This window comes from Streptomyces sp. MK7 (genome assembly GCF_032658145.1).
Classification (GTDB): Bacteria; Actinomycetota; Actinomycetes; order Streptomycetales; family Streptomycetaceae; genus Streptomyces; species Streptomyces spiralis.
This window is the reverse complement of the sequence record NZ_JAVACL010000059.1, coordinates 14,553-36,994: the sequence shown is the minus strand read 5'-3', so window position 1 is coordinate 36,994 and position 22,442 is coordinate 14,553. Positions and strand designations below refer to the sequence as shown.

The following is a 22,442-nucleotide window of genomic DNA, read 5'->3' as shown; positions in this document are numbered from 1 at the left end:
GAGCGCCCCGAAGGGCGCGGACCTCACCTCGCAGCCGTTCCCGGATCCGCTTGACGGCCGTCTTGCTCGGTTTGATCAGCAGCTTTCCGCTTCGATAGCGGCGCACGTTGAATCCGAGGAAATCGAAGCCGGTCTCCGCGTGGACGATGCGTGTCTTGTCCTCATTGAAGACCAGCCCCCTCGGCGCGAGCCAAGCAGCAAGCCGTGCCTTGACCTGCTCAGCCGCTTCGCGGCTGTGGCATATGGCCACAAGATCGTCGGCGTATCTGACTACAACCGGGCTGTCGGGCATGCTCTGACCGGCCCGGGGGCCGGTCGCGTAGTAGCACACGCCCGCAGCCGTCTCCATCCCATGAAGGGCAACGTTCAGGAGCAGGGGGCTGATCACCCCGCCCTGGGGCGTCCCCTCCTCGGTCGGGGTGAACCGACCACGCTCGACCACGCCGGCCTTCAGCCACTGCCGCACCATGTCCCGGGCGGGGAAGGTGCCGAGCTGGGTGAGAAGGTGATCGTGGTCGATGCGGTCGAACGCCGCCGCCAGGTCCGCGTCCAGGATCCACACGCGCTGCGGGTTCTTCCCGTTCAACGTGTTGCAGATGACCCCGATCGCGTCATGGCATCCCCGGCCCGGGCGGAAGCCATATGACCTCGCCTCGAACCGGGCCTCCCACTCGGGCTCCAGCGCGTTCGCCGCCCGGGCCTGATGGCACCGGTCGATGATCACGGGAATGCCGAGCGGGCGGCGCTTTCGCCCCGCACCGTTCTTCGGGATGAACACCCGCCGGACCGGGCGGGCCCGCCAACTGCTGGCGCGCTGCTGGATGAAACGCGTCAGTTCGGCTTTGCCCGGGGCGGTGAGCACGACCTGCCCGTCCACCCCTGCTGTCTTTCGTCCGGCATTGATCTCCGTCGCCCGCCGCACGCTGACCAGCGTGTTGGAAAGGCTCCGGAGCATCAGCTTCTGCAGGTTCCTGACCTTGGTCAGATCCCCGTCCCTCGACGCCGTGAAGATGCGCTGGCGCAGTCGACGTACGTTCTTCTGCGCGCGGTCCCAGTCGATGCTGTCCCAGTCCGCGAAGAAGTCGCCCTCCGGTCCGTTCACCCCGGCCACCGCCGGGGCGTCCAACTTGTCCATCGGTGCTGCCGCTGTTGCCATCGTCCCTCCCCACAGGCTCACCCGGCTCACGTCTGCGTCCTTTCGGACCCGGGCACCGGCCCGGTATCCGGCGAGTTGGCCAGGACCGCAGCGGAGAGGCCGCTACACGTGTTGTCCCGGTTTCCCCTGGCCTTTCGGCCCACCGGCATTCGCTTCTTGAGCCGTCCTGTCCCGCCGGAGACATCAGCCTTCCTCACGGTCGGCCCACCGCTGCCCGCCCAGGGCAGCGGCCTCCGTCGGGGTTTCCACGTTCCGCGCATGCGAGATGCGGCCGGGGTGGGCGCCCTCTATGCCCCGGGGCGGCGGTGTCCTCCCAGGCGACGTGAAACATCCGCCCGGCGCCTGCCGCCTCACAGCGGCCCGCCCTTCACCCCGCTCCTGCATCCCACCGGCGGGGGCTTCTCTCACGAGGCGTCATCAAGGGTTCACTGGCGTTCGCCCGTCCGGCCTTCCCCTTGCCTGTCACCCCCGGGTGGAACGGGAGTCCTTGGGCTTCTTCCTGGAGCTTCGCACCCCGCCGTTGCCAGCGACGCGCGTCCAGGCGGGGACGGGTCATCGGACACGAACCCGGGACTACCCTGTTATCGGCGACACCGCCGACCCCCTCTCCAAGAGCATCCACTCAACACACGCGACCTCGTGTCGCACCTTCACCTGGGAAGTGCCTCTTTCCTCGTAGCCAACAGGACCCTCAGCAAGTCCTATCGTTGCAGGTCAGGGGAACTTTCCGCGTTTTTGATCAACCCTCGGACAGGTCATCTCGTGAAAGCGCGAGGCTGGGAGTCGCAGGAACTCCGGGTAGTGGTGGGCGTAGCCCAGACGGTGGGGTGCCAGGCGCCGCCACGGCGGCCCACCGCGCCTGATGGCGAGCCAGGTGAGTCCCGGCAGACAGGCAACGGCCGTCCAGATCGCTGCGCCCGTCCGTCCTGCGGGGGTCGGGTCGGGTCAAGCCCCGGACCCACTCGCGTGAGCTGGCAGTCGGGCCGACCGCGCAGGGCGGAGGGGGTGACGGCCATCCCGTGATCTGTGACGGGTTGGAAAGAGCTCAATGATCGGCCGGCGTTTTGTGGTGGGTCAGGGTGTGCCAGCGTCGTTCGAAGTCTTTGGTGTGTTGGTTGATGTGGTGGTGGGTGATGGGTCTGTTGTATTGGGCGGTGATGCCGTGGTGTGCGCAGTCCTGGTGTGGTGTAGCTGTTGCGCCTGCTTATTGATCTTGTTTGTGGCCTGCTGTTGCTCAGCTTTACTGAGCGGTATGCCTGTTCCGTGGGGGAGGCTTGCGCGGGGCCGTGGCGCCGACGACGGGTGGTACGTGGGTTGAGCTGGGCTTTTATGGCTGCGCAGTGGGTTGAGTGTGGTGGCGGTTTTTGCGCAGGGTAGTTGGCGCGTCTATAGGTACGGGAGTTGTGGGCCTGTTCTGTCAGGCTGGGCGGCGAGGGGCGTGGTTGGCTCAGCGGGTGGTCAGGCGTTGCCAGAGCAGGTCGTGGTCGGCGGGTGCGAGGTGGGGGAGTTGGAGGCGGCTGGCGAGGTGGTGGAGGAAGGCGAGGGCGGCGGCGAGGGTGAGGGTTTCGGGGTAGGTGATCAGGTTCCGGCAGGTCAGGGTGGGGGAGGCCGGGCCTGGGGGATGTGGGGGTTGGTGGCGGTGAGCTGGTGCAGGCGCATTCGCCAGCGTTGGTGGAGGTGTTGTCAAGCCCTGGGTTTCGTGGAGACTGAGTTAGCTGGTTTTCTGGAGTGACGCAGGGGGTTGGGCCGCGAGGTAGTGGGCGGCCTCGTGCTCGGCGGGGGTGATGTGGCCGAGTTCGCCGTGGAGACGGCGCTGGTTGAACCAGTCAATGTACTCGGCGACGGCGACCTCGACGTCGGTGATGCCGGTCCACGGCCCCTTGTTGCGGATCAGCTCGGCCTTGAACAGGCTGTTGAACGCCTCGGCCAGGGCGTTGTCGTACGAGTCACCCTTGGAACCGACCGAGGCCACGGCGGCCTCATGTTCGAGACGTTCGGTGTAGCGCAGAGCACGGTATTGGACTCCGCGGTCCGAGTGGTGCGTGAGGCCGGTCAAATCGCCGCCGGCGTGCCGGCGGCGCCAGATCGCCATCTCCAGGGCGTCGAGGGCGAGGTCGGTATAGAGGGAGGTGGCGACCTGCCAGCCGACGACCATGCGGGAGAAGACGTCGATGACGAAGGCGGCGTACACCCAGCCGGAGAAGGTCCTGATGTAGGTGATGTCCGCGACCCACAGCTGGTTCGGCGCGCTCGCGGTGAACTGCCGCTCGACCAGGTCAGCGGGCCGGTCGGTCTCGGGTGCGGGACGGCTGGTGCGGGGGCTCTTGGCCCGGATCACCCCGCGCAGACCGGCCGCGCGCATGAGGCGCTCGACCGTGCAGCGGGCCACCTCGAATCCCTCGCGCAGGAGGGCGGCGTGAACCTTGCGGGCCCCGTATACACCGTAGTTGGCCTCGTGGATCCGGCGGATCTCCTTGGTGATCTCCTCGTCTCGCAGGCTGCGGGCCGAGGGCGAGCGGTTACGGGCGGCGTAGTAGGTGCTCGGCGCGATCGGCGCGTCCGTCTCGGAGAGGACGTCGCAGATCGGCTGGACGCCGAACGTCTCCTTGTACTGGTCGATGTAGGCGACCTTCATCGCAGTGGACGGTCCAGCTCCGCGGCGAAGAAAGCCGAGGCGGACTTCAATATCGCGTTCGCCCGCCGCAGTTCCTTCACCTCCCGCTCCAGCTCCGCGATCCGTGCAGCGTCGGTGCTGGTGGTGCCGGGCACGATGCCCTCGTCGGTCTCGGCCCGCTTGACCCAGCCGCGCAGGGCCTCGGGGTGCACGTCCAGCTGGTCGGCGATCCGCTTGATCGCACCGGCCCTGCCGGCCGGGTCCTTGCGGGCATCGATCGCCAGCCGCGTCGCACGCTCGCGCAGTTCATCGGGGTACTTACGGGGAGCAGCCATGAGCGGCATCCTTCCGGGTCTTCGATGTCTCCATCAAACCCGGGGCGATTCATGTTGATGGTGGTCGTACCAGCGGGTGGTGATCGTCGATGCCCAGCTCAGAGAGGTCGGTGTTGGCGGGCGGCGCGCGTTGAGGTGGGCTTGGGTGAGTTCGGGGACGGCTTGGATGGTGAGTGGTGCGGGATGCCGGGGGTCGCTTGAGGCCTGCTGGTAGCGGGTGCAGATCATGATCCGGGGCAGGCCCGGTGACGGGTGGATCCATGCGGGGGCAGGCGTGTGCGGGCTGCGGCGGACGGTGCAGGCGGTACACGCCGGCAGTGGCTGCAGGGCGGTCTCGAGGGCGTGCCAGCGGGCGGTGGCCGTGCCGTGCGCAGTGGTGTGGGCCAGCGAGGACGCGGGCGGGCGCAGGTGGGGCAGGGCACGGTTGAGGTGCGCGAGGGGGATGCGGGTGAAGCCGGACAGGCGGCGGGCGGCTTCGGCGCTGAGGCGGATCTCGGTGGCGGGCGGGGCGTGTTCGGTGCCGGTGGCGGTGATGTGCAGTCCGTCGAGGAGCTGGGCCGGGGTGAGTTGGTAGGTGATGGCGAGGCGGGTGAGGTAGGAGGCGGTGGCTTCGCCGGGCAGCGGCCGTACGCGCAGCGCGCCGGGCACGTATGGCCACATGGTGCCGGCCCACTCCGCAGGTGCTGCGTGGACGGTGGCCCGGGAGGTCATGGGCTGCTGGGGCGGGTGCGGCGGCGGGCGGGGTTGCGGGGCCGGTAGTGCTCTTCGGCGAGGTGGTCGAGCGCAATGGAGTCCAGCAGTGGTTTGGTGATGCGTTCGCTGTTGTCGAGGATGGCTTCGATGGCGGCTTGGCGGATCAGTCGGGCGAGGCTGCCGATCCGTCCGGCGGTCCGTTCGTGCAGGTAAGGGGCCAGCTTCGGCAGGCTGCCCGCACGGTGGGCGGTGAGGTCGAGGGCGCGTTCCAGCGCGGCGATCAGCTCTCTGAAAGGCTCCCGCTCGCCGGCTCGGGCGGGCAGTGCCCCGCAGTCGATCAGGGAGGCGCGCCCGGCGAGCTGCGCGCCGCGTACCCCGGTGAACACGGCGCTGTCGGTGACGTCGATGCCCGCGTAGACGAACGTGGACCGCACGCGTTCGGTCAGGTCCTTGAGCCAGTCGGCGGCCTCGGAGCCGCTGGAGGTGCGCGGGTTGAGCCGGTGGATCTCGTCGATCAGCACCAGCTTCACCCCCGCTGCGGCGTAGGTGTGGCAGACAGCGGTCGTGATCTGCATGGTGGTCATGCGGGCGGTGACGGGGATGCCGAGGTAGCGGGCGAACTCCCCGGCCAGTGTCTTGGCGGTGGCGCCGGGCGGCACCAGCACGTAGGCGACAGGCACGCTGGTATCGCGGGGGTGGGCGCGGCGGGTGTGGGCCAGGTGGCAGGTGCGGCCCACTTCGAGCAGGGCGGTCGTCTTGCCGGTGGTGGCGGGGCCGGTGACGATCAGGGACGGGCGGGCGGTCACCTGCTGGTGGCGGCCGAGGATCATCAGGGTGCGCACATTGCGCGAGAGGGTTTCGATGGCCGGGGTGCGCACGGTGATGAACTGTGAGTGGTAGGCCAGGCGTTCCTCCGGCGAGCGGGATGGCTGGCCCGGCTGCGGCGGCGTGGGCGGTGCGGTGGTAGCGAACCGGGCGAAGGCGTCGAAGGTGGTGACTGCGCCTGCGGACGTCTCCTCGGCGGGGGGCGTGATACCGGGTTTGGTCACCAGTGTTCGGCCTCCTCGAAGGCGTCGTACAACGCGAATCCGGCCGGCGGCGGGGAGTCTTCATGACCGGCATGGCTGTCGTCATCGTCAGGGGTGCTGGCTTCGACGGCGTCGAGACTGTCCTCGGCGTCCTGGGCGGGGTGTCGGGCCGGCGGTGCCCCCTCTGGGGAGCCCGCAGTCTGGGATGGGATGGCAGCCGCTGCCGGGCTGCGGGGCTGGGGGCGGCTGCGGCGCAGGACCTGGTCGGCGGTGTCGGCGAGGGCGGCCTCGTGTGCCTCGCGGTCGCCGCGCTGGTTGAGAGTGGCGCGGATGTGACGCCAGGCGGTCTCGCCCATCGGGGCGTGGACGTGGTCGCGGTGGATCCACGGGACCTCGTGCAGCTGTCCCTCGGGCAGCCGGACGTAGATCTGCCGTACGTCGTGCGGGTTGAGGTGGACTTCCCATTTGCCGCCGGGGCCGGTGGGGGAGGGGCGGCCGCGGTGTTCATTCAGGCAGGCGTGGTCGTAGGTGCGGTGGTTGATGCGGATGCCGCGGCCGGTGATGGGATGGAAGCGCACGGGCAGCAGTTCGAGGTAGTCGGTGCCGGCCAGCGGCAGCGGCACGTACCCGCAGGTGCCCAGGAGGGCGCCCCACATCTCGTTCGGGGTAAGGGCCTTTTTCGGCAGGACCGGGTGGCGCAGCCCGTCGTGGGGGCGGTGCTGCCAGCGGGCGGTGACCCATTCATCCAGCAGCTCCTGCAACTGGGCCACGGTGAAGTGTGCTTCGTCCTTTACCGCCTCGCCGCGCTCGAGGATGTGGGAGCCGGTGTAGCCGGCGACGTGCTGCGCGAACAGGGTGTTGATACTGCCGAAGGTCCGCTCGACGGCGCCTTTGGCGGCCGGCGAGCGGGGCGGGGTGGGCTGCACGCTCACTCCCAGGGTCTCGCAGGCGGCCAGGAACGCGGCGGAGACGAAGATGCTGCCGCGGTCGATGACGATCGTCTCCGGCACCACGACCGGCTGCGCCGCCGCCTGCCGAAGCCGCGCGTCGAGGGCGAGCAGCCGGTCGTAGGGGACGGCGGCGTGGGCCAGGTGCAGGTGGTCGGGCCAGCCGGGCCGTGCGGGGTGGGGCACGGCCATCTCCGCCAGCAGCAGGGCGGCGTCCACGGCCTTGGTGCCCTCCTCGCGCAGCACGGCCGCCACCACCGAGCGGGTGGCCACATCCAGGGCGATGGTCAGCTCTGGGCGCACCGGCTTTGCGTCCTCGCCGATGGCCATCACATCCAGCCGGGTGGTGTCGACCTGGACCGTCTCGCCCGGCCGCAGCGCCACCGTCGGCGTGTAGGGCCGTACCGGTGTGGTGGTGGCGGTGCGGGCCGGCCGTCCGGGATGCTCCAGCGGATCAGCGAGCACGCGCACCAGCCGGTTGAACGTCGACGGCGGTGGCAGGGGCACGGTGCCCGGGCCGTGGGTGTCGGCCAGGATCTGCCCGGCCAGCTCCCTCAGGCCCTTCAGGGTGCCGGTGGAGCGGCCGCGCTGGCGGCGCAGCGCCTCGAGTATCGCGGCCACCACGCGTTCATCGGCCCGCCCGGTCGGGCTGGAGGGTTTGCGGCGGCGGATCAGGCCCCACAGGCCGTTCGCGTGGTAGCGGGCGCGCATGCGCCGCACGGTGGCCCGGCTGGCCCGCGGCCAGCCCAGTGCCGCGAGTTCGTCGGCCTTGGCCTGCTCCCGCTCGGCCATCGACTTGTGCTGCGGGTCGTAGGCGGGCCGGGGCACGCCGCCGCTTGCCGGGCCGCCTGGCAGCCCGGTCTCGATCTCGCGGATGTGCCGCTGCCAGGCCAGGGCCCGCTCGCGCTCCCGGGCGGGCAGCGCCTCCAGCAGCCCCCACGGCGGTATACCGGCGGTGGGGGGGTCCACCACGGCGAAGGTGGGGTCGGCGAACAGGAACGACGACAGCACGCAAGCCGTCTGACCGCCCTCGTCGACCAGACGCACCGACGCCCCCACCACGGCGGCCACCTGCCAGGTGCGGTCTTCGAATCTGACCTGGGCGCCCACCCCGACACGCCGCCCGCCCGGGGCGGTTGCACTCTGCCCGTTCACCTGCCCTGCCGCTCCTGCCGCGGTGCGGTGTCTGCGTCCGGGCCGGGCCGGATGAGGGTGTGCGCGCCCAGCGGCCTTTCCAGGTCGGCGCTCAGCCGTCCCCTCCACAGCGCGTGGTAGAGGACCGGCAGTGCCGCCAGGACCTCGCCCGCCGCCGCGGCCCCCGCCATCAGCGGCCGCGGGATGGCGAATGCCTCCAGGACGGCCTGCTCAAGGAGACCTGCGCCGCGGTGACGGGGGTGGCGGTAGCCGGCCAGCCACCGCACGTTCGCCGCCACCACCTTGTCCGGCGGCGCCAGGCGCCGGTAGGTGAACCCGACGGCCCCACAGGCCGCTTGCAGCACCGTGGCGGCGCGCGCCGCCCGTGCCGCGGCAGGCCCGCCGGTGGCCGGGCAGTCGGCGAGCAGGCCGCGCCCGTCGGCGTAGCGGGCGAAGAGCTGCGGCACCCAGGTCAACACCCGTCCGCTGCCCGCATCCCGCCACGTCAGGCGCACCGGCCGTGCTGCCAGGCCCACGATGCGCGGATCGCGGTCCAGGAACATCAGCTGGGTGCACATCGCCTGCGAGCCGTGCGCGATGTGCCGGCTGGTGGTGGCCGACCACCACCAGCCCGGACCCCACCGCCGGCCAGGCACCACGGGAAAGGGTGCTACCGGCCCGAGCTCCTCCAACCGCAGCTGTCCGGCCACCTCCAGCCAGCGCCGCTGCTGGCGCGTCCCGTCAGGCCCGGCGAAGACCGCTTCCATCCGGTCGATGTCCGGCCCGCTCGGCTCATCCTCGACCCCGGCGGCCACACCGGCGACCGGCTTGCCGACGTGGCTGTTCGTGCTGATCATCTGCTCCCGACACGTCCGTCCCGGCTCGCCCGCGCAAGGCGGCGCCGGTAGCCCAACTCCTGCCCGGCACCGCCGCGATGGGGTGTGGGAATGGAGCGGGCTCAGGATGGCCCAGCCGCCCACCGGTGTCAGTGCGGATCTGTGCACCATCACCCTCCCGGGGGACGGGCGGCCCGTGCGGGGCCGCCGGTCGTGGGCCCGTCCGCCGCGCCCGGGGGCGCTCACGTACGCATCGTGGTCCAGGACCATCAGGTGCAGAAACAGGAACATGGCGCCCGAGCCGCACTGCTGAGGGGTTTCTTCAGCTGCTGTCGTCCTGGCCGGCCGTCAGGATGGTCATCAGGGTGTCGGCAGGCATGTCCGCCCACTGGGCGATCTCTTCGAGGGGGATGCCGGCGTTGGCCGCGGCCAGGGCGGTCCGTTTCCAGGCGTTGTCGATCAGGACGGCGCTGTGGTGGAGGGTGCCAAGGAGCTGCCGGGCGACGTCGGCGATGGGCCCGGTCTGCACGCCGCGCAGCTGGAGCAGTTGTTCCTCGGCGCTTGAGACGGCGCTGCTGATCAGCATGCGCTGTTCGGCGGGCACCACGGCTCGCCACATCCTGCCCGTACCGGGCGCCTTCTTCTCCTTGCCCAGTACCCGCAGCTGTCCGGCGATGGTGGTGGGCTGGTGTTCCTGGCGCACCCACCACAGGTCGTCGGCGTATCCCGGTGGCCTGCCTTTGCCGCGGCGCCGGCGGATGACGGCGCCCATCCAGGAGGTCAGCGGGCTGCCGTAGTCGGTCGCCGCGAGCGGTCCCAGCCAGTCGCGTTTGACCCGTTCGCCGAGGCGGCGGCAGAACATCCCGTCGGCGGGCAGCGGCCGCGGCCGCAGGGCGCCGCTGTCGATCCAGACCAGCTCGGCCATGGCCGGGTCCAGCAGCGCGCCGGCGACGGTCACCGTCTCGGGGAAGACGGCCGCGTCGCGTCCCACGATCCGCCACCACTCCAGACGCCCACCGGCGTTGCCGCCCGCCAGGTGGTGCAGGCGGCGTGGCCAGATGGTCTCCTGCTCCCAGGTGTAGGCGTGTTCCCACCAGCGGGCCACCGCCGCGTGCGCCAGGGCGAACACCCGCTCCGGCTCGGCCCCGGCCCGTACCGCCCGCCGCGCCACCTTCGCCCACTGCTGCTGCGCCGCGATTACCTCCGGCACGCCGCGCAGATCGAGATGCTCGGGTGTTTGGTCGGCGTCCGCGTCCAGCAGCCACCGCCCGTGCCGCACGCACACCCGCTGCCAGCGCGCCGCATACCGCACCACCCCGTCCGTTGTCCCGGTGCGGCGGGCGGTGCACAGGCGGCAGCCGAACGCCACCGGCCCGGCGAGCGCGCCGCCGATCCGCCACGCCGCCGCCGGCTCCGCGTCCGAAGCGGCCGGCAGTTTGGCGTCCCGTTGCCCCCAGGTCGGCAACGCCCGCGCCAGCACGTCCTGTCCGACGCCGCACAGCCGGGCCAGCATCTGCTGCCCGGCCGTGTTCAGCAGCACCTCGGCATCGGCCCGCGGATTCCCGCTCTCGTGCCGGGGAGGGGAGTTGCGCCACCGCCAGCCGGAGCGGAGCGTCTTCGCCTCCAGCCCGTAGCGCGCAGCCAGACGGCAGACCAACGATGCGGTGCTCTCCCCGGACATCGGCGCGAGGCGGAACACCCCGGCGTGGCCTGGGGCGTCGAGGTGGGCTGGGCCGAGAACAGTGACCATGGGCCTCGTGGGGTTGTCGGTGACCGCGGTGTGGTGGGAGGACGGCTTGGGAGCAGCCTTCCGGCATTTATAGCGTTATGGGTGGTTGTCGGTGGCTTGAAGTAGGGTCGCGGGGCACGGGTTTCTGAGGGGGAGCCTCTTGCGGTGCCGTGAGGAGTGAGGCTGGGTGGGATTGTCCGGTGGGGCTGCGGACAAGGCGGGTAACCGGTATGAGGACTGGTGGACTGCGTTGCGTGCGGCAGAGCTCGTACGGGGGCGGGCGTCGTGGATCCGGCTGGAGCCTCCGGGGCCGGCAGGCGCCGGGATCGAGTTCCAACTCGAGGAGCCGGACGCCACCTGGTGCGAGCAGGTGAAGGACGTCCCGTCGAAGGGGGCGTGGACTTTGACGGCTGCAGGCAAGCTCCTTCCGCCGGTCCTGGGGCATCTCGCGGAGGGCAAGAAAGTGCGGCTCGTGCTGTCGACGGGAGCACCCGACCTGGATGACGTTGCGCGGCGGGCGCGGGCCGCCCAGACGCTGGCCGAGTTCGAAACGATCATTACCCAGCCACAGGCCTCATGGTTCCAGTCGGCGCTGGCGAGCTGGAAGGTCGACGAGGCGACGGTCGACCGGGAGGCCGGCTGGCGGTACCTGAAAGCCGTACACGTGGAGCACTACTCGCCGGAGGCCGTGCGCCGACTGGTGGTGTCCACCTATGAATTGCTGTTTGTCGGAGATCCGGAAGTCATCGTCAAGCAGCTCAGCGGCTACCTCGACGAGCATGTGCATCAGCGGCTGACCGGATCGCAGATCCGCAGCCATCTGCTGACCGTGCCGGGTGTGCGCCCGCGGCTGCTGGCCGGCGACACCGGAACGCTTTCCGCCCTGGCCGGCACCGTCGAGCGCTTGGTCCGGGGCGCACAGGGCAAGCGCCCTGCTTTCGGCCTGGTCGCGCGCCCGCACGCACAGCAGCTGTACGAGCGTCTGGTGGCGCAGGACGGCCCACAGATCCTGGTCTGTGAAGGGGGTGCCGGCCTGGGAAAGTCGGCGGTTGTCGCTGACGTCTTGACCCGGTGGACCGAGCAGGGGTGGCCAGCGGCCGCAGTTCGTATGGACGCAGTCGACGCAAGTGTCCAGACGGCCGTGGATCTGGGCGACGCAATGAAGCTTCCGGACTCACCTGCAGTGCTGCTGGCCGGAGTTGCTGCCGGGAAACCGGCACTGCTGGTGATCGACCAACTGGATGCGGTCAGTACGTACAACGGCAGGATGTCGGACGCCTACGAGTCCGTCGAAGACGTCCTGACGCAGCTGGTTGTCGCCCCCAATGTCAAGGTGCTCCTGGTGGCGCGCACCGTCGACATCGACAATGACCGGAGACTGTCCCGGCTGGTCGCCGACGACACCCGGACCGCGCGATTCCCGCTCGGTCTCCTGGACGTGGAGGAGGTGCGCACGGTTCTGTCCGCTGGCGGCACGGATCCCGACGGACTGGGGCCCGTGACCCTGGAACTGCTGCGCACTCCCTTGCACCTGTCCGTCTTCGATCGCCTGTCTGCTTCCGCGCGTGCTGTGCCGTATCGCACGTTGCAGGAGCTGTACGTGCGCTACACCGACGACGTCCGCGAGGCCGTCGAGCGAGAGGTCGCATCGCTGGACTGGTCGGGTATCACCGGTCTGTTGTGCGCCTCCATGAGCGAACGCGAAGCGCTGCAGGCACCGGTGGCCCTCCTTGACGGCTTCGCGCGCCAACAGGTCAAGACCTTGGAGTCGCACGGTGTGCTGGTGCGTGACGCGGAGCAGATCGGGTTCTTCCACGAGACCTACTTCGACTTTCTCTTCGCCCGGTCCTTCATCACCACCGGCAACGACATCCACGACTTCCTCGCCGACTCCGGCCAGCACCTGTTCCGGCGAGCCCAGACCCGGCAGATCCTCGAACACCTCGCCGGCACCTATCGCGATCGCTTCCGCACCGTGGTGGCCCAGCTTCTCAGCTCCAGCCGGATCCGCTCCCACCTGCACGATGTGGTCATCGCCGTCCTGAGGCAACTCGACGCCACCACGGCTGACTGGCAAGCCCTCGACTCTCTCGCCTGGGGTCAGGCTCCCGTGGCCCCCAAGGTCCGCGGTCTGCTCGCCCAGCCGCGCTGGTTCGACGCCGCCGACCACGATCAGAACTGGGAACGCTGGCTGAGCACGCCGCAGACCTCCGATGCGGCATTCCGGGAACTGCTGGTCGCCGCTCGACACCAGCCGCAGCGCGTCGCGGAGCTGGTGCGACCGTACGTGGGCACCACCCCGCAGTGGGGGCAACGGCTCCTGGGGCTCGTTGAGTGGGCCCTCACCCCCGACCTGGTCGATCTTGCAGTCGAGCTCATCGAAAACGGCCATGCAGACGAGGCCCGCGGACCGATCGCCGTGAACAGCGACTTCTGGTCCCTGCTGTACAGCCTGTCCGAGACCGCCCCCGCCCCCGCCGCGCGCCTCGCTGGCGCATACCTGCACCGACACCTAACCCGGGCACGCGCCGACGGATCCGACGATCCATTTGCGTCCGACCACCTGTCCACACGATCCCAGGTCGCCGACACGGTCCTCTCCCGCATCGCGACGGCCGAGCCCGCAGCCTACGTAGAGCAGGTCCTGCCCTTCGTCACCGACGTAGCCACGGCCACCAGCACCCACCGTGCCGGGACAGCCGCCCTTGGAGGCGGCCACTGGGCCTACCGCCACATCGGCGCCCACGGCGTCGACACCGCACTTCTGTCTGCTCTCGACAGGGCACTTCGCTCCCTGGCCACCCAGTCCCCGACAGCCGCTGACGGCGCGCTGCAGCAACTGACCGCGTCACCCGTTCAGGAACTGCGATTCCTCGCCTGCCGTACCTACACCGCCATGGACGTCCCCGATGAGGCCATCGCGTGGCTGGTAAGCGATGAGCGCAATCTGCGCCTGGGATGGCTGGACAGCCCGAGCTGGGCCTCGCGTGAACTCATCGAGGCAGCCACACCCCACTGCACCGACGCGACGCTGGAACGTCTGACCACGATGCTGCTCGGCTACTACACGACGTGGGAGCGCGGACGCCGGAAGGGGCAGCGCAGTTCATGGGGCTGGTCCCAGTACGAACTGCTTTCGGCGGTCAGCCCCGCTCGCCGTAGCGAAGCGGTCAACCGACGGCTCGCTGAGTGGGAGCGCAAATTCCCAGGTCAGCTCCCGTCACCGCCGGCACCTATCCAAGCCGGATTCGTCGGCTCGCCGATCAGCGACCAGGCCGCCGGGCACATGACCGACGCACAGTGGCACCGAGCTCTGGACAAGTACGCCAAGCCTCAATCAGAACGGCCCTGGCCGCCCCGGGGAGGCGCTTACGAACTCGCGCAAACCCTGGGCAGGCGAGCCGAGCAGGACCCCGATCGCTTCAGCAGATTCGCGTTCTCCCTCGGCGCGGACTCGCCGGCCGCCTACCTGTGCGCGATCGTGGCCGCAGTCACGCCTCACCTGGTCGCCGAACGCTGGCAACAGTTGGCTCTTCACACGCACCAGATGCACGGCTCCGCCGCCGCGTCCACGATCTGCCACGCCCTGCAGTCGGCTCCCCAGAACTTCACTGACGCAACGCTGCCGGTGCTCGACAGCTACACCACGGACCCCGACCCCGACCATGACATCCACGAGGCCGACGGGACTCGCACGGACCTGCTGACCGCTGGCATGAACGCTACCCGAGGCCAGGCAGCTCTTACCGTCGCCGCCCTGCTCTTCCACGGCAGCGAGCATCTGAGCGTGTTGACACCGCTGGTCACCCGGCTGGCCAACGATCGAGTACTTGCTGTCCGGGTCTGCGCTGCGGACGCCGTACTCGCCCTGATGAGGCACGACCCGCAGACTGCACTCGACACCGCTGAGCGACTCCTGGACCACCACGACGTCAACGTTCACAACGCTTCCACCACACATCGGCTGCTCATCAACGCGCTGATTCGTGAACCCTCACGCTTCTCCGCCCATCTGGCTCGCGCTCTTCAGGCCCCGGGCGTAACAGCGGAACTCGCCGGCCGGGCATGGGCCGTCGCCGCCATTCATGGATCTCTCACCCCAGACCTTCCAAGGACTGCAGGCGACCTCACTGTCACGGCCCGCCGTGGCGCGGCCGCAGAGCTCGCCGCCAACATCAGCCACTATCCGCATCTCGTCCCGCTATTCGACGACGCAGACGCCGACGTACGAAAGAACGCGTCACAGGCGATCCGAGAGGCCTTCGACCTCTATCCCGCCCAAGCCGATGAACTGATCACGGCCTTCCTCGACAGCGATGCCTTCCCCGACCACCTTGAGCATCTGGTCTTTGCGCTCCACGAACACACCGGGCCCCTTCCCGCACTCGCGGTGGACGCCTGCGAGCGCATCGTCCAGCACGCAGGCCGTGACCTCGGAGACCTCCGGACGCATCGCGCAGCAGACGGCCACTACTTGATCTCGGTCGTCCTCCGTCTCTATCGGCAAAGCCCGCAATCCCAACGGATCCGCTGCCTGGACATCATCGACCGCCTCGCGCAAGTAGGCGCCTACAGCCTGAACTCCGCTCTGGAGTACGAGCGATAACGTTCCGCCCACGCCCCCCCGGTGCGCCTGAGCGGCCGGGTGTGCCGTCATCCGCTGCTCGCCGCCTGGTCGAGGTGGGTGGCCTAGCGGTGTTGCCAGTGCCGGTCGGTTTCGGGCAGCGGGGTGTGGCTGATGCGGGCCAGGGTGCCATCGGCGTGCCAGAGCCGGTAGCGGTAGCGGCAGGCATCAACGGGCCCAGGACATGGGGGAGTTGGGTCCAGGGCTGGCGGGTGCAGGCGATGTGGAGGATGACCTCCAGCAGTTGGCGTGCGTTGCGGCGGCGGCCGCCGTGGTGGGGGAGCGGGGTCAGCAGCGGGAGCAGCATCGTCCAGGCGTCGTCCGTGATCCTCGGCCGCCGGCCGGCAGCAGTTCGTCGATGAGCTGCTGCTGGCCCGGCCGGAGCAGCAGCCGGCGGGCGGCCTGCCGGGTCAGCCAGGCGCCCGCATGATCAGCATTCGGTGCGCCTGGCCACCAGGTGAGGCCGTCGGGCAGGCCGGTGAGGTGGTGGCGGGCGGCCCACCACATCTGCTGCCAGGCGATGGGCCAGGGCGGGTTCCACCAGGCGTCAACAGCGCTCAGGCGCTGTCCCAGCCGGGTGGGCCGGCCGGCGGTGCGCTGACGCCGGCGGGCAGCGGTGAGCCAGTCGCCCAGGGCGAATCCGTCGGGGGCGGTGCATCCGGGTCCGGGTACGGCGAGATGGCCGTGGCGGGCGGCGTAGTCACGGGCGATGGCGAAGGCGTCGCCGGCGGGGCGGCGCCGCCCGGGCCAGGCGTTAAACCGCTCGACTTCGCCGCTGGTGAGGCCGAGTTCGGCCAGCAGTCGCTGCTGGTCCTGGTGCAGCTGCCCGTAGCGGGTGATCTGGCGGCGCAGCCACAGCTCCAGCCAGCGCGGCAGCCCGCTCAGATTGTCCCCGCCGTGCACCGGTCCGTGCGCGTCTGTATATGCGCGGGCCCGGTACCAGGCCCGCTGCCAGCCGACGGGCCACGGCGGGTTCCACCACGCATCCAGCTCGGTGAGCTGCGCGGTCTGCTCGGCGGTCAGGCAAGCGGCATCCGCACGGCGTTTGGCCAGCCACCGTCCCAGGTCGAAGCCCTCCACGACCCCGCGGCCGGTGTGGGCGAGAGCCAGGTGCCCGTGCCGCTGCGCGTGGCGGCGGGCGTGGTCGAGGCCCTCGGCGAACAACTGCGCATGCCAGCGCGTCAGCCCCCGCCCGCGCCATGCCCGCCGCGGCACCGCCTCCTGTCCCCTCGCTCCTCCCCGCGCACCCGCAGCATGCCCGGCCGCCCCACCATCCCCATCCCCGCCCGATGCTTCCCCGCTCGCTTTGGTGTCCAAGGACTCGGCCAGCAGGCGCAGGCCCGCTGCCACGTCAAGTGGCCGGTGCGGCCCGCGCACCCACCACACCCCTTGCCACCCCCGCAGCGGCGGCGCCCCGGCTGGCCGCCGCCGCTGACGCAGCATCGCCGACACCCACCGGGCCAACGGCCCTGCAGCCGCAGCCGCTTCCACCTCCGCCAGCCAGGGCCGCGCCAGCCGCTCGCCCAGCGCGGCCGTGAACCGCCCGGCGGCGCCCCGGTCGCGCAACAGCGCATCCGCGTGCCCCGCGGCCAGTTCTTGCAGCCGGGGATCGAGCAACGCCCCAGCCACCACGACGACCTCCGGGAAGATGACCGCATCCCTGGCCAGCAGCCGCCACTGCGCATCACCCCAGCCCGCCGGGTCCCCGCCACGTGTGCGGGTGGCCGCCGCCACCTGCTCCAGACGCGGCCCCCACACGCTCTCTTGGGCCCAGACCTCCTCCCGGTCCCACCACCCGCACACCACCGCCCGCGCCATCGCGAACACCTCACCCTGCGCCGCCCCGGCCGCCTGCGCCGCCCGCTCCACCCGGGCCCAGCGGCGCTGCGCCCGCCCCAACTCCTGGACCAGACCCGCGACATCGGTGAACTCCCACGGATGGCCCTCACCCACCGGAAGCAGCCACCGGCCATGGCGCGCGCACAGCCGCCGCCACGGCGCCCGGTACACCCACACCCGCCCGTCCCCTGCGCCCCGCCGGGCCGCACACAGCCGGCAGCCGAAGACCACCGGCCCCCACGCGGATGGCCCCATCCGCCACCGCGCCCAGCCCCTGCCGTCCTGGCTGCGGCCGGCCAGCGCGTCGGGACCGGCCGTCCAGGACGGCAGCGCCCGCGCCAGATGAGCGGCCGGCACCCGGCACCAGCCGGCCAGTTGCGCCTGCGCCACCGCGTCGAGCAGCACCTCACCGTCCGCGCGCCCGCTGTAGCGTGCCGGGGTCACCCAGCGCCACCATGCCATCAGATCGGTGGTCTGCAGCCGGTAGGCGGCCGCCACTCGGTGCAGAAACGACCACGTCGTCTCACCCGCAACGGGCGCCACGTGCAGGACTGCCTTCACCCCGACCGTCCTTTCGCCTGCCACCGGCCACGGCGGCTGCGGCCTCTTGCCGGGCCGGCGCCGATGCGCCGCCTCCTGGGGCCGCTACAGGGTGAACGAGCGCCGGCACCGGCCGGTACCGGCGCCCGGCAGGCCGCACCTGGCCCCTGTCTCGGTCACCGGGTCTGCGGCGGAGCGGGGAGTGAAGGAACACACCCCTCGCGCTGTCTGACGTAATGATTGCGTCATTACGTCATAGCGTCGTCGGGTGGTGCTCTTCTCTGCGCCGGCTCTCACAGCGCAACACCGCCGGGTTCCGGACCAGATCGACCGGATGCGTTCGGCCCGGCAGCACGAGGTACGACGCACCGCGAAGTGGACGGCCAACGTGGGCAAGTTCCTCACCGCGGACGCAGCGGCGGCCTCCGTGAACGTCGAGGACCTCATGGACGGCGTGAGCGAGGTTGGCATCGCAGGACAAGCCAGGAGACCACCGCTGAGGCGGTCAGGCATCCGCGGCCACGCCGCACCGGAAGCGGGCGCGCCGGACCGGATATGGCTCCGGCCCCCTCCCCGGTGGAATGCCGGGGAGGGGGCCGGAATTTGGTAGCGGGGGCGGGATTTGAACCACGCGACCTCTGGGTTATGAGCCCAGCGAGCTACCGAGCTGCTCCACCCCGCGTCGGTGTACGCAGCGTATGCCATCCGGGAAGCGGCTGCAGGGATTTACCCGCGCGCCCCGGCGGCGGGTACGAGGCGATGCACCGGCGTGGCGGCGCGTTCACCGTCGCCGACACCCGTGCCACGCTGACCAGCTGCTGGAGTCCAGGGTCGCCGCTCTCCCGCTGAGGGATGGTGGGTCAGGGGCTGGGAAGTAGTGCCAGGACGGTGGATTGGACGAGTTGGGCGGCGGTGAGGAGGTTGGGGATGCCGCCGCAGTGCTGGACGAGGTTGTGGAGCATGTAGCGCAGGGTGCCGGGCTCGTGTTCTGGAGTGTTGAGCCGCGGTTCGATTTCGTCGAGGTCGCGCAGGGCGGCGTCGACTTCGGGGTATCGGCCGCGGAGTTCTTCCAGGCGTCGTCGGAGGGTCTGGATGTTTTCGCGGGCTTCGTTGGCGGGCTCGTTGGTGATGTTGTTGGTCTGGGTGGCGTTGTGGGAGAACGCGGCGGCCTGGGCGGGTCCGGTGATGTCGCCGTGGGCGATGATCCCGAAGTTGGGGCCGTTGGGGAGCGGGTCGGGTTGGCGGCGGGTGGGCATGCGGGGCTCCTCGGGGGCTGGGTCAGTTGGTCATGGAGGGGTTGGCGGAGAACGGTGCGGCCTGTACGGGGCCGGTCACGGCGCCGCCGCTCATGACGCCGAAGTTGTAGATCGCGGTGGCCTGCTGCTGGTAGGCGGCGATGTCGACGTTGTGGTCGCGCAGGAAGAGTTCGGTGGAGTCGAAGACGCGGCGCTGCATCATCTGCACGTAGTAGCGGGCGTCGTCGCTCATGTGCATGTCCTCGAGCCAGCGGACGCTGTGGACCTCGCGCAGGCTGACCGGTCCGCTGCCGGGATCGAGTTCGGGGCGCTGGCGTGGCGTGCGGCGCAGGAGCCGGTCGAGCCCGGCGTAAATGTCGCCGAGGGCGTTGAACGCCGTGCGGGCGAGCCATTTCAGATGGCGGGGGTCGGCCGGCTTCAGTCCGGCCACCTTCGGGTTGAGCGGGCCCATGATGTGCGGGCGGACGGTGACGCGCAGGAAGCCGCCCTGGTAGGCGAAGTGGACGAGGATGGCGGCGATGAGGTCGCCGTTCCAGGCGGTGACCCGGGCCCAGATGTAGCGTCGGGCGACTTCCTCGGCGGGTTTGTCGCCGAAGCTGTCGACGGCGAGGGTGTGCAGGCTGCGCCAGGTGGCGTCGTCGATCTGGTCCCACCGCTTGTAGTGGATGCCGGCGATCCCGATGACTTCCATGCGCGGGATGGGGTGTTCGCGGTGGTGGGCGGGTGCCGGGTCGTTCAGGCGGTGGGCGACATGGGCGTGCAGGTGGGCGACGGTGAAGTGCTTCAGGGGTTTGCGGGCCACCGGCTTGTTGTGCTTGGCCAGCGCCTGAAGGACGGCCTTGGCCACCTCGGCCATGTCGGGCTGGCTTTTGTTTTGCGCCGGTGAGCCGAGCCCTGGAGGCGGCTCGCTGACGTCGTCTTCCTCGTCCTGGCTCTCGGGGGCGGGCTCGACGTCGATGCCGATGACCGCCTCGTGCCACGCCTGCAGGCCTGCCCCCAGGAACCGGTGCCGGTCACCGCTTGGCCGACGCTCGTAGAGATACGGCAGAGCGTGCGCCTGCACGGCCGGCGCGGGCGCGTGCAGTTCGCCGGCCAGCAGAGCGTTGAACCGCGCCTGCGCCAGGCAGCGCTCGATCAGGTACACACTCCATACGCCGCCCAGCAGAACGACGGCCGCCCATCCTGCTGGAAGAACGCCGGCGATCGCCTGCCACACCACGAGCGCGATCACCGCGGTGACAGCGATGCGTCTTCTGCGCATGTGGCGGATGGCACGGTCGCTGGCGTGGATGACGGGTTCCTGGTGAAACCCGTACACCGGCACCGGCCGGGCCGACTTCTTGATGCGGCGCCGGACCCAGACCGCATAGTCCTCGCCCAGCACGACCGCCGGAGGCGCCGGCTCGGATACGCCGGCAGCCTTCTTGACCTCCTTAAGGGGAAGCAGCCACCGCAGGCGTTTCCGCACGGCTGCCTTCAGCTTCTTCCAGAGTTTCGCGAGCTGGGCACGGAGTACGGACAGCCAGTCCGTGCGGGCGAAGGCGGCGGCACTCAGACGGCGGGTGACGTCTTCGGTGTACACACCGTGGCGGATCACGTTCCCGGCGGCGTCCGCGGTTCCCAGCGGTATGGCAGGTGCCGAAAAGACCGACTGATGCTCTGTGAACGCCAACTTCCCACCCCCGTGGCCATGTCCACCGAGCCGGCCGGGACGACGTCTCGGCGGGCGCAGAGGGGCATCGTCCACGCGCATGGCGAGCGCGGCCATACCGCAAACCCGCACAAGCCGTACACGATGGCGTCCCTATCGAACATTGACCAAAAGGTGCCCCTCGTCCGAAGCCGACGGGCGATGCCTGGCCTCCACCAGCGGAGGTGGAGGAGCGCAGCCGCAAGCACTATCCCATCTCCAACACCATCTTCACGCAGGTGCTCAGCGGCAACACGCTCCCACCACGGAGTGGCTTACAGCGCTGTTGCATCGACGTCGACGAAGCCGTGACCGTTGGCCATGTCGATCAGGGCTTCTGTCACCCAGCGCTCTTGTGCCGCCCGGTCGATACCGACGGGTGCGGTGACGGCGACCCTCATTTCGGAGATGGAGGGACGGGAACTGGCCCCGAAGGCGGAGAGGTCAAGCACGTCCGACAGGACAGAGGGCCTGTCGGACGTGCTGGTCTCCACGGAGAATTCCACGCTCGGCTGCCCGATCAAGGGAACCGCCGCGGGATCTGACGTGATCGTCTGGGGGGCGATCTCGGTCGCCGCGTGCCACGCGGTGACGAACAGCTGCTTCAGGTCGGCGATGCCGGGCCGGCCATCGTGCCGGATTTCCTGCTGTCGGGGGCTGTTCGCGAGGGGTATCTCCATCCGGAGTTCGGCTGCCGTGGTGATGACGGGCCGGATGCCGGACGGACAGTGGAGCATGACCCGCGCAGTCGCGACCGGGCCCTGCGGGGATGTAGGCAGCACTGCGATGTATTGGGCAGAGCGGTTATTTTGGCTGGCGTCGGGCTCGCGTTCCCACTTCAGGGAAGGTTGAAGAGCCCCGAGACGCCCAGCGAGCGCCGCCACGGTCTGCGAGAACTCGCAGGCGGTGAGAGCGGCCAGGAGGCGGTTTCGTCCGGCCTTGGAGATCCGGAAACCTTCCTGGCCTTGCCAGGGGAGCACCGCGAACGCGCGGATCAGAAGGTCGGGTTCCGCCGTCGGCCTCCAGGATGAGTGGCCCCTGCCCGTCGGCTGGATGAGGTGGGGCTTAGGGAGCCACTGCCACGGCTGCTGGTTGTTCGCGCGCACCAGTTGCCCCGGCCCGAGGCTTCCGCCGCTCAGCTCGATCAGCGTCGCATCCCGCTCGATCAGCGGCTGGTCTGGGGCGATGAAGGAATCCTGGTCCGGCATGCCCACCTGCGGTGCCCCTCCTGCCGCGCCCAACGCCTCCCACACGGACGCAGGCATCGCGACTGGTTTCTGGCCGGGGAGCGCGCAGATCAGCATCGACTCGGGCAGCCACACGGCCTCGAAGTACTGGACGAATGCACCGCCGTCCTCGTGGACGTCGCCGTTCGGCTGCCCTAGCTGCGCAGGACCGTTGACCTTCGTGAAAACGTCCTGGAAGGGCCGGTACTGGCTTGGATGCGGGCCCCCACCCACCGTGGATCCCGTCGGTGGCGCCGTCGCGGACGGTATCTCGCGGAACGACTCGGGAGGCCCGGCTGGGGACACAACCGGTTCGCGGGGCAGCATCGCCTCCGCGTGGCGCCCACGGACCTGCTGGCTGCGTGGTCCCATCTGCGCCTGGGCCATTTCCGTCCAGTAGCCGTGCCACTGCTCCGGATCTGTCTCCGAGACTGGCAGAGGGTGGCCAATCTCCTCGGCGTAGCGACGGCATGCGTCGACGATCGCTTGGACCTGCACAAAGTCCGGCGTGGAGATTCCCTTCAGCTTCTCCTGGATCGTGGAACGCTTCATCGCCCGGCGCTTCCCCTGCGCGGCGGTCAGACGCACAAGATCGTTCAGCGACGGTCGGCCCGCCCGCAACTGCAGCTGTCTCAGGCGACCCGCCATCCGCGCCAGTGGATCTTCTTCAGTGCTCATTCGCTCACCTGTCCGGGATCGTCCGGGACTGTCCGGACTGGGACGTAGCGTAGAGGAAGAAAGCGCTGGTCACATGAGGGTCCGCCGACAACGTCCGGGAACCTCGCCGTACGGGCG

13 protein-coding genes, 1 tRNA gene and 1 other annotated feature are annotated in these 22,442 nt (G+C 70.1%); of the genes, 1 reads left to right on the top strand and 13 read right to left on the bottom strand.

What is annotated here, in order from left to right; translation table 11 throughout:
- The 7 genes from R2S09_RS36110 to R2S09_RS36080 form a co-directional block, all read right to left on the bottom strand.
- The coding region (locus R2S09_RS36110; protein ID WP_316745468.1) for a reverse transcriptase domain-containing protein at positions 1 to 1,135 on the bottom strand (1,135 nt) is incomplete at its 3' end.
- A 1,732-nt stretch (positions 1,136 to 2,867) separates the two neighbouring features.
- A protein-coding gene (locus R2S09_RS36105) for an IS3 family transposase (RefSeq protein WP_316745467.1) occupies positions 2,868 to 4,105 on the bottom strand; the annotation gives its coding sequence in 2 pieces (ribosomal slippage) (positions 2,868 to 3,826 and positions 3,826 to 4,105; 1,239 coding nt in all).
- Positions 3,699 to 3,827, bottom strand: a sequence feature (AL1L pseudoknot). Its footprint overlaps the gene before it by 129 nt.
- Positions 4,106 to 4,138: 33 nt before the next feature.
- Positions 4,139 to 4,765, bottom strand: coding sequence for a TniQ family protein (locus tag R2S09_RS36100; protein WP_316745466.1), 627 nt, complete (start codon positions 4,763 to 4,765; stop codon positions 4,139 to 4,141).
- Between the two features lie 47 nt (positions 4,766 to 4,812).
- Positions 4,813 to 5,847: a TniB family NTP-binding protein gene (locus tag R2S09_RS36095; protein WP_316745465.1), complete on the bottom strand. Its 1,035-nt coding sequence runs from the start codon at positions 5,845 to 5,847 to the stop codon at positions 4,813 to 4,815.
- A complete protein-coding gene (locus R2S09_RS36090; protein WP_316745464.1) occupies positions 5,844 to 7,928 on the bottom strand; it encodes a DDE-type integrase/transposase/recombinase in 2,085 nt (694 codons plus the stop codon). Before R2S09_RS36090 ends, R2S09_RS36095 begins: the two co-directional genes overlap by 4 nt.
- On the bottom strand, positions 7,925 to 8,764 hold the full coding sequence (locus tag R2S09_RS36085) for a TnsA-like heteromeric transposase endonuclease subunit (protein ID WP_316745463.1): 840 nt from the start codon (positions 8,762 to 8,764) through the stop codon (positions 7,925 to 7,927). Before R2S09_RS36085 ends, R2S09_RS36090 begins: the two co-directional genes overlap by 4 nt.
- Before the next feature lie 301 nt (positions 8,765 to 9,065).
- Positions 9,066 to 10,493 (bottom strand): TniQ family protein, encoded by a 1,428-nt coding sequence (locus R2S09_RS36080; protein WP_316745462.1) that lies wholly within the window; start codon positions 10,491 to 10,493, stop codon positions 9,066 to 9,068.
- A 166-nt stretch (positions 10,494 to 10,659) separates the two neighbouring features.
- Between R2S09_RS36080 and R2S09_RS36075 the strand changes: the two genes are divergently transcribed.
- On the top strand, positions 10,660 to 15,078 hold the full coding sequence (locus R2S09_RS36075; RefSeq protein WP_316745461.1) for a hypothetical protein: 4,419 nt from the start codon (positions 10,660 to 10,662) through the stop codon (positions 15,076 to 15,078).
- Here R2S09_RS36075 and R2S09_RS40805 read toward each other — a convergent pair.
- The 6 genes from R2S09_RS40805 to R2S09_RS36050 all read right to left on the bottom strand — a co-directional run bounded on the left by R2S09_RS40805 (position 15,014) and on the right by R2S09_RS36050 (position 22,325).
- A complete protein-coding gene (locus tag R2S09_RS40805; protein ID WP_399145440.1) occupies positions 15,014 to 15,403 on the bottom strand; it encodes a transposase in 390 nt (129 codons plus the stop codon). The two genes, R2S09_RS36075 and R2S09_RS40805, sit on opposite strands and share 65 nt — an antisense overlap.
- Positions 15,385 to 17,496 carry a helicase associated domain-containing protein gene (locus tag R2S09_RS36070; protein ID WP_316745460.1) on the bottom strand — a complete coding sequence of 704 codons (2,112 nt, stop codon included), beginning with the start codon at positions 17,494 to 17,496 and terminating at the stop codon, positions 15,385 to 15,387. The genes R2S09_RS40805 and R2S09_RS36070 overlap by 19 nt, the downstream gene beginning before the upstream one ends.
- Positions 17,497 to 18,079: 583 nt before the next feature.
- A tRNA-Met gene (locus R2S09_RS36065) sits at positions 18,080 to 18,157 on the bottom strand.
- A 178-nt stretch (positions 18,158 to 18,335) separates the two neighbouring features.
- Positions 18,336 to 18,731 (bottom strand): hypothetical protein, encoded by a 396-nt coding sequence (locus R2S09_RS36060; RefSeq protein WP_316745459.1) that lies wholly within the window; start codon positions 18,729 to 18,731, stop codon positions 18,336 to 18,338.
- Positions 18,732 to 18,753: 22 nt separating this feature from the next.
- Positions 18,754 to 20,313, bottom strand: coding sequence for a hypothetical protein (locus tag R2S09_RS36055; RefSeq protein WP_316745458.1), 1,560 nt, complete (start codon positions 20,311 to 20,313; stop codon positions 18,754 to 18,756).
- Positions 20,314 to 20,696: 383 nt separating this feature from the next.
- Positions 20,697 to 22,325: a hypothetical protein gene (locus R2S09_RS36050; protein ID WP_316745457.1), complete on the bottom strand. Its 1,629-nt coding sequence runs from the start codon at positions 22,323 to 22,325 to the stop codon at positions 20,697 to 20,699.
- Positions 22,326 to 22,442 lie beyond the last annotated feature (117 nt).

What these genes read in the sequence shown, in the direction of transcription:
- R2S09_RS36100 (WP_316745466.1), bottom strand. Translation starts at nt 4,765, where the DNA reads ATGTGGCCATACGTGCCCGGCGCGCTGCGCGTACGGCCGCTGCCCGGC.
- R2S09_RS36085 (WP_316745463.1), bottom strand. Translation starts at nt 8,764, where the DNA reads ATGATCAGCACGAACAGCCACGTCGGCAAGCCGGTCGCCGGTGTGGCC.
- R2S09_RS36080 (WP_316745462.1), bottom strand. Translation starts at nt 10,493, where the DNA reads ATGGTCACTGTTCTCGGCCCAGCCCACCTCGACGCCCCAGGCCACGCC.
- R2S09_RS40805 (WP_399145440.1), bottom strand. Translation starts at nt 15,403, where the DNA reads ATGCTGCTCCCGCTGCTGACCCCGCTCCCCCACCACGGCGGCCGCCGC.
- R2S09_RS36060 (WP_316745459.1), bottom strand. Translation starts at nt 18,731, where the DNA reads ATGCCCACCCGCCGCCAACCCGACCCGCTCCCCAACGGCCCCAACTTC.
- R2S09_RS36050 (WP_316745457.1), bottom strand. Translation starts at nt 22,325, where the DNA reads ATGAGCACTGAAGAAGATCCACTGGCGCGGATGGCGGGTCGCCTGAGA.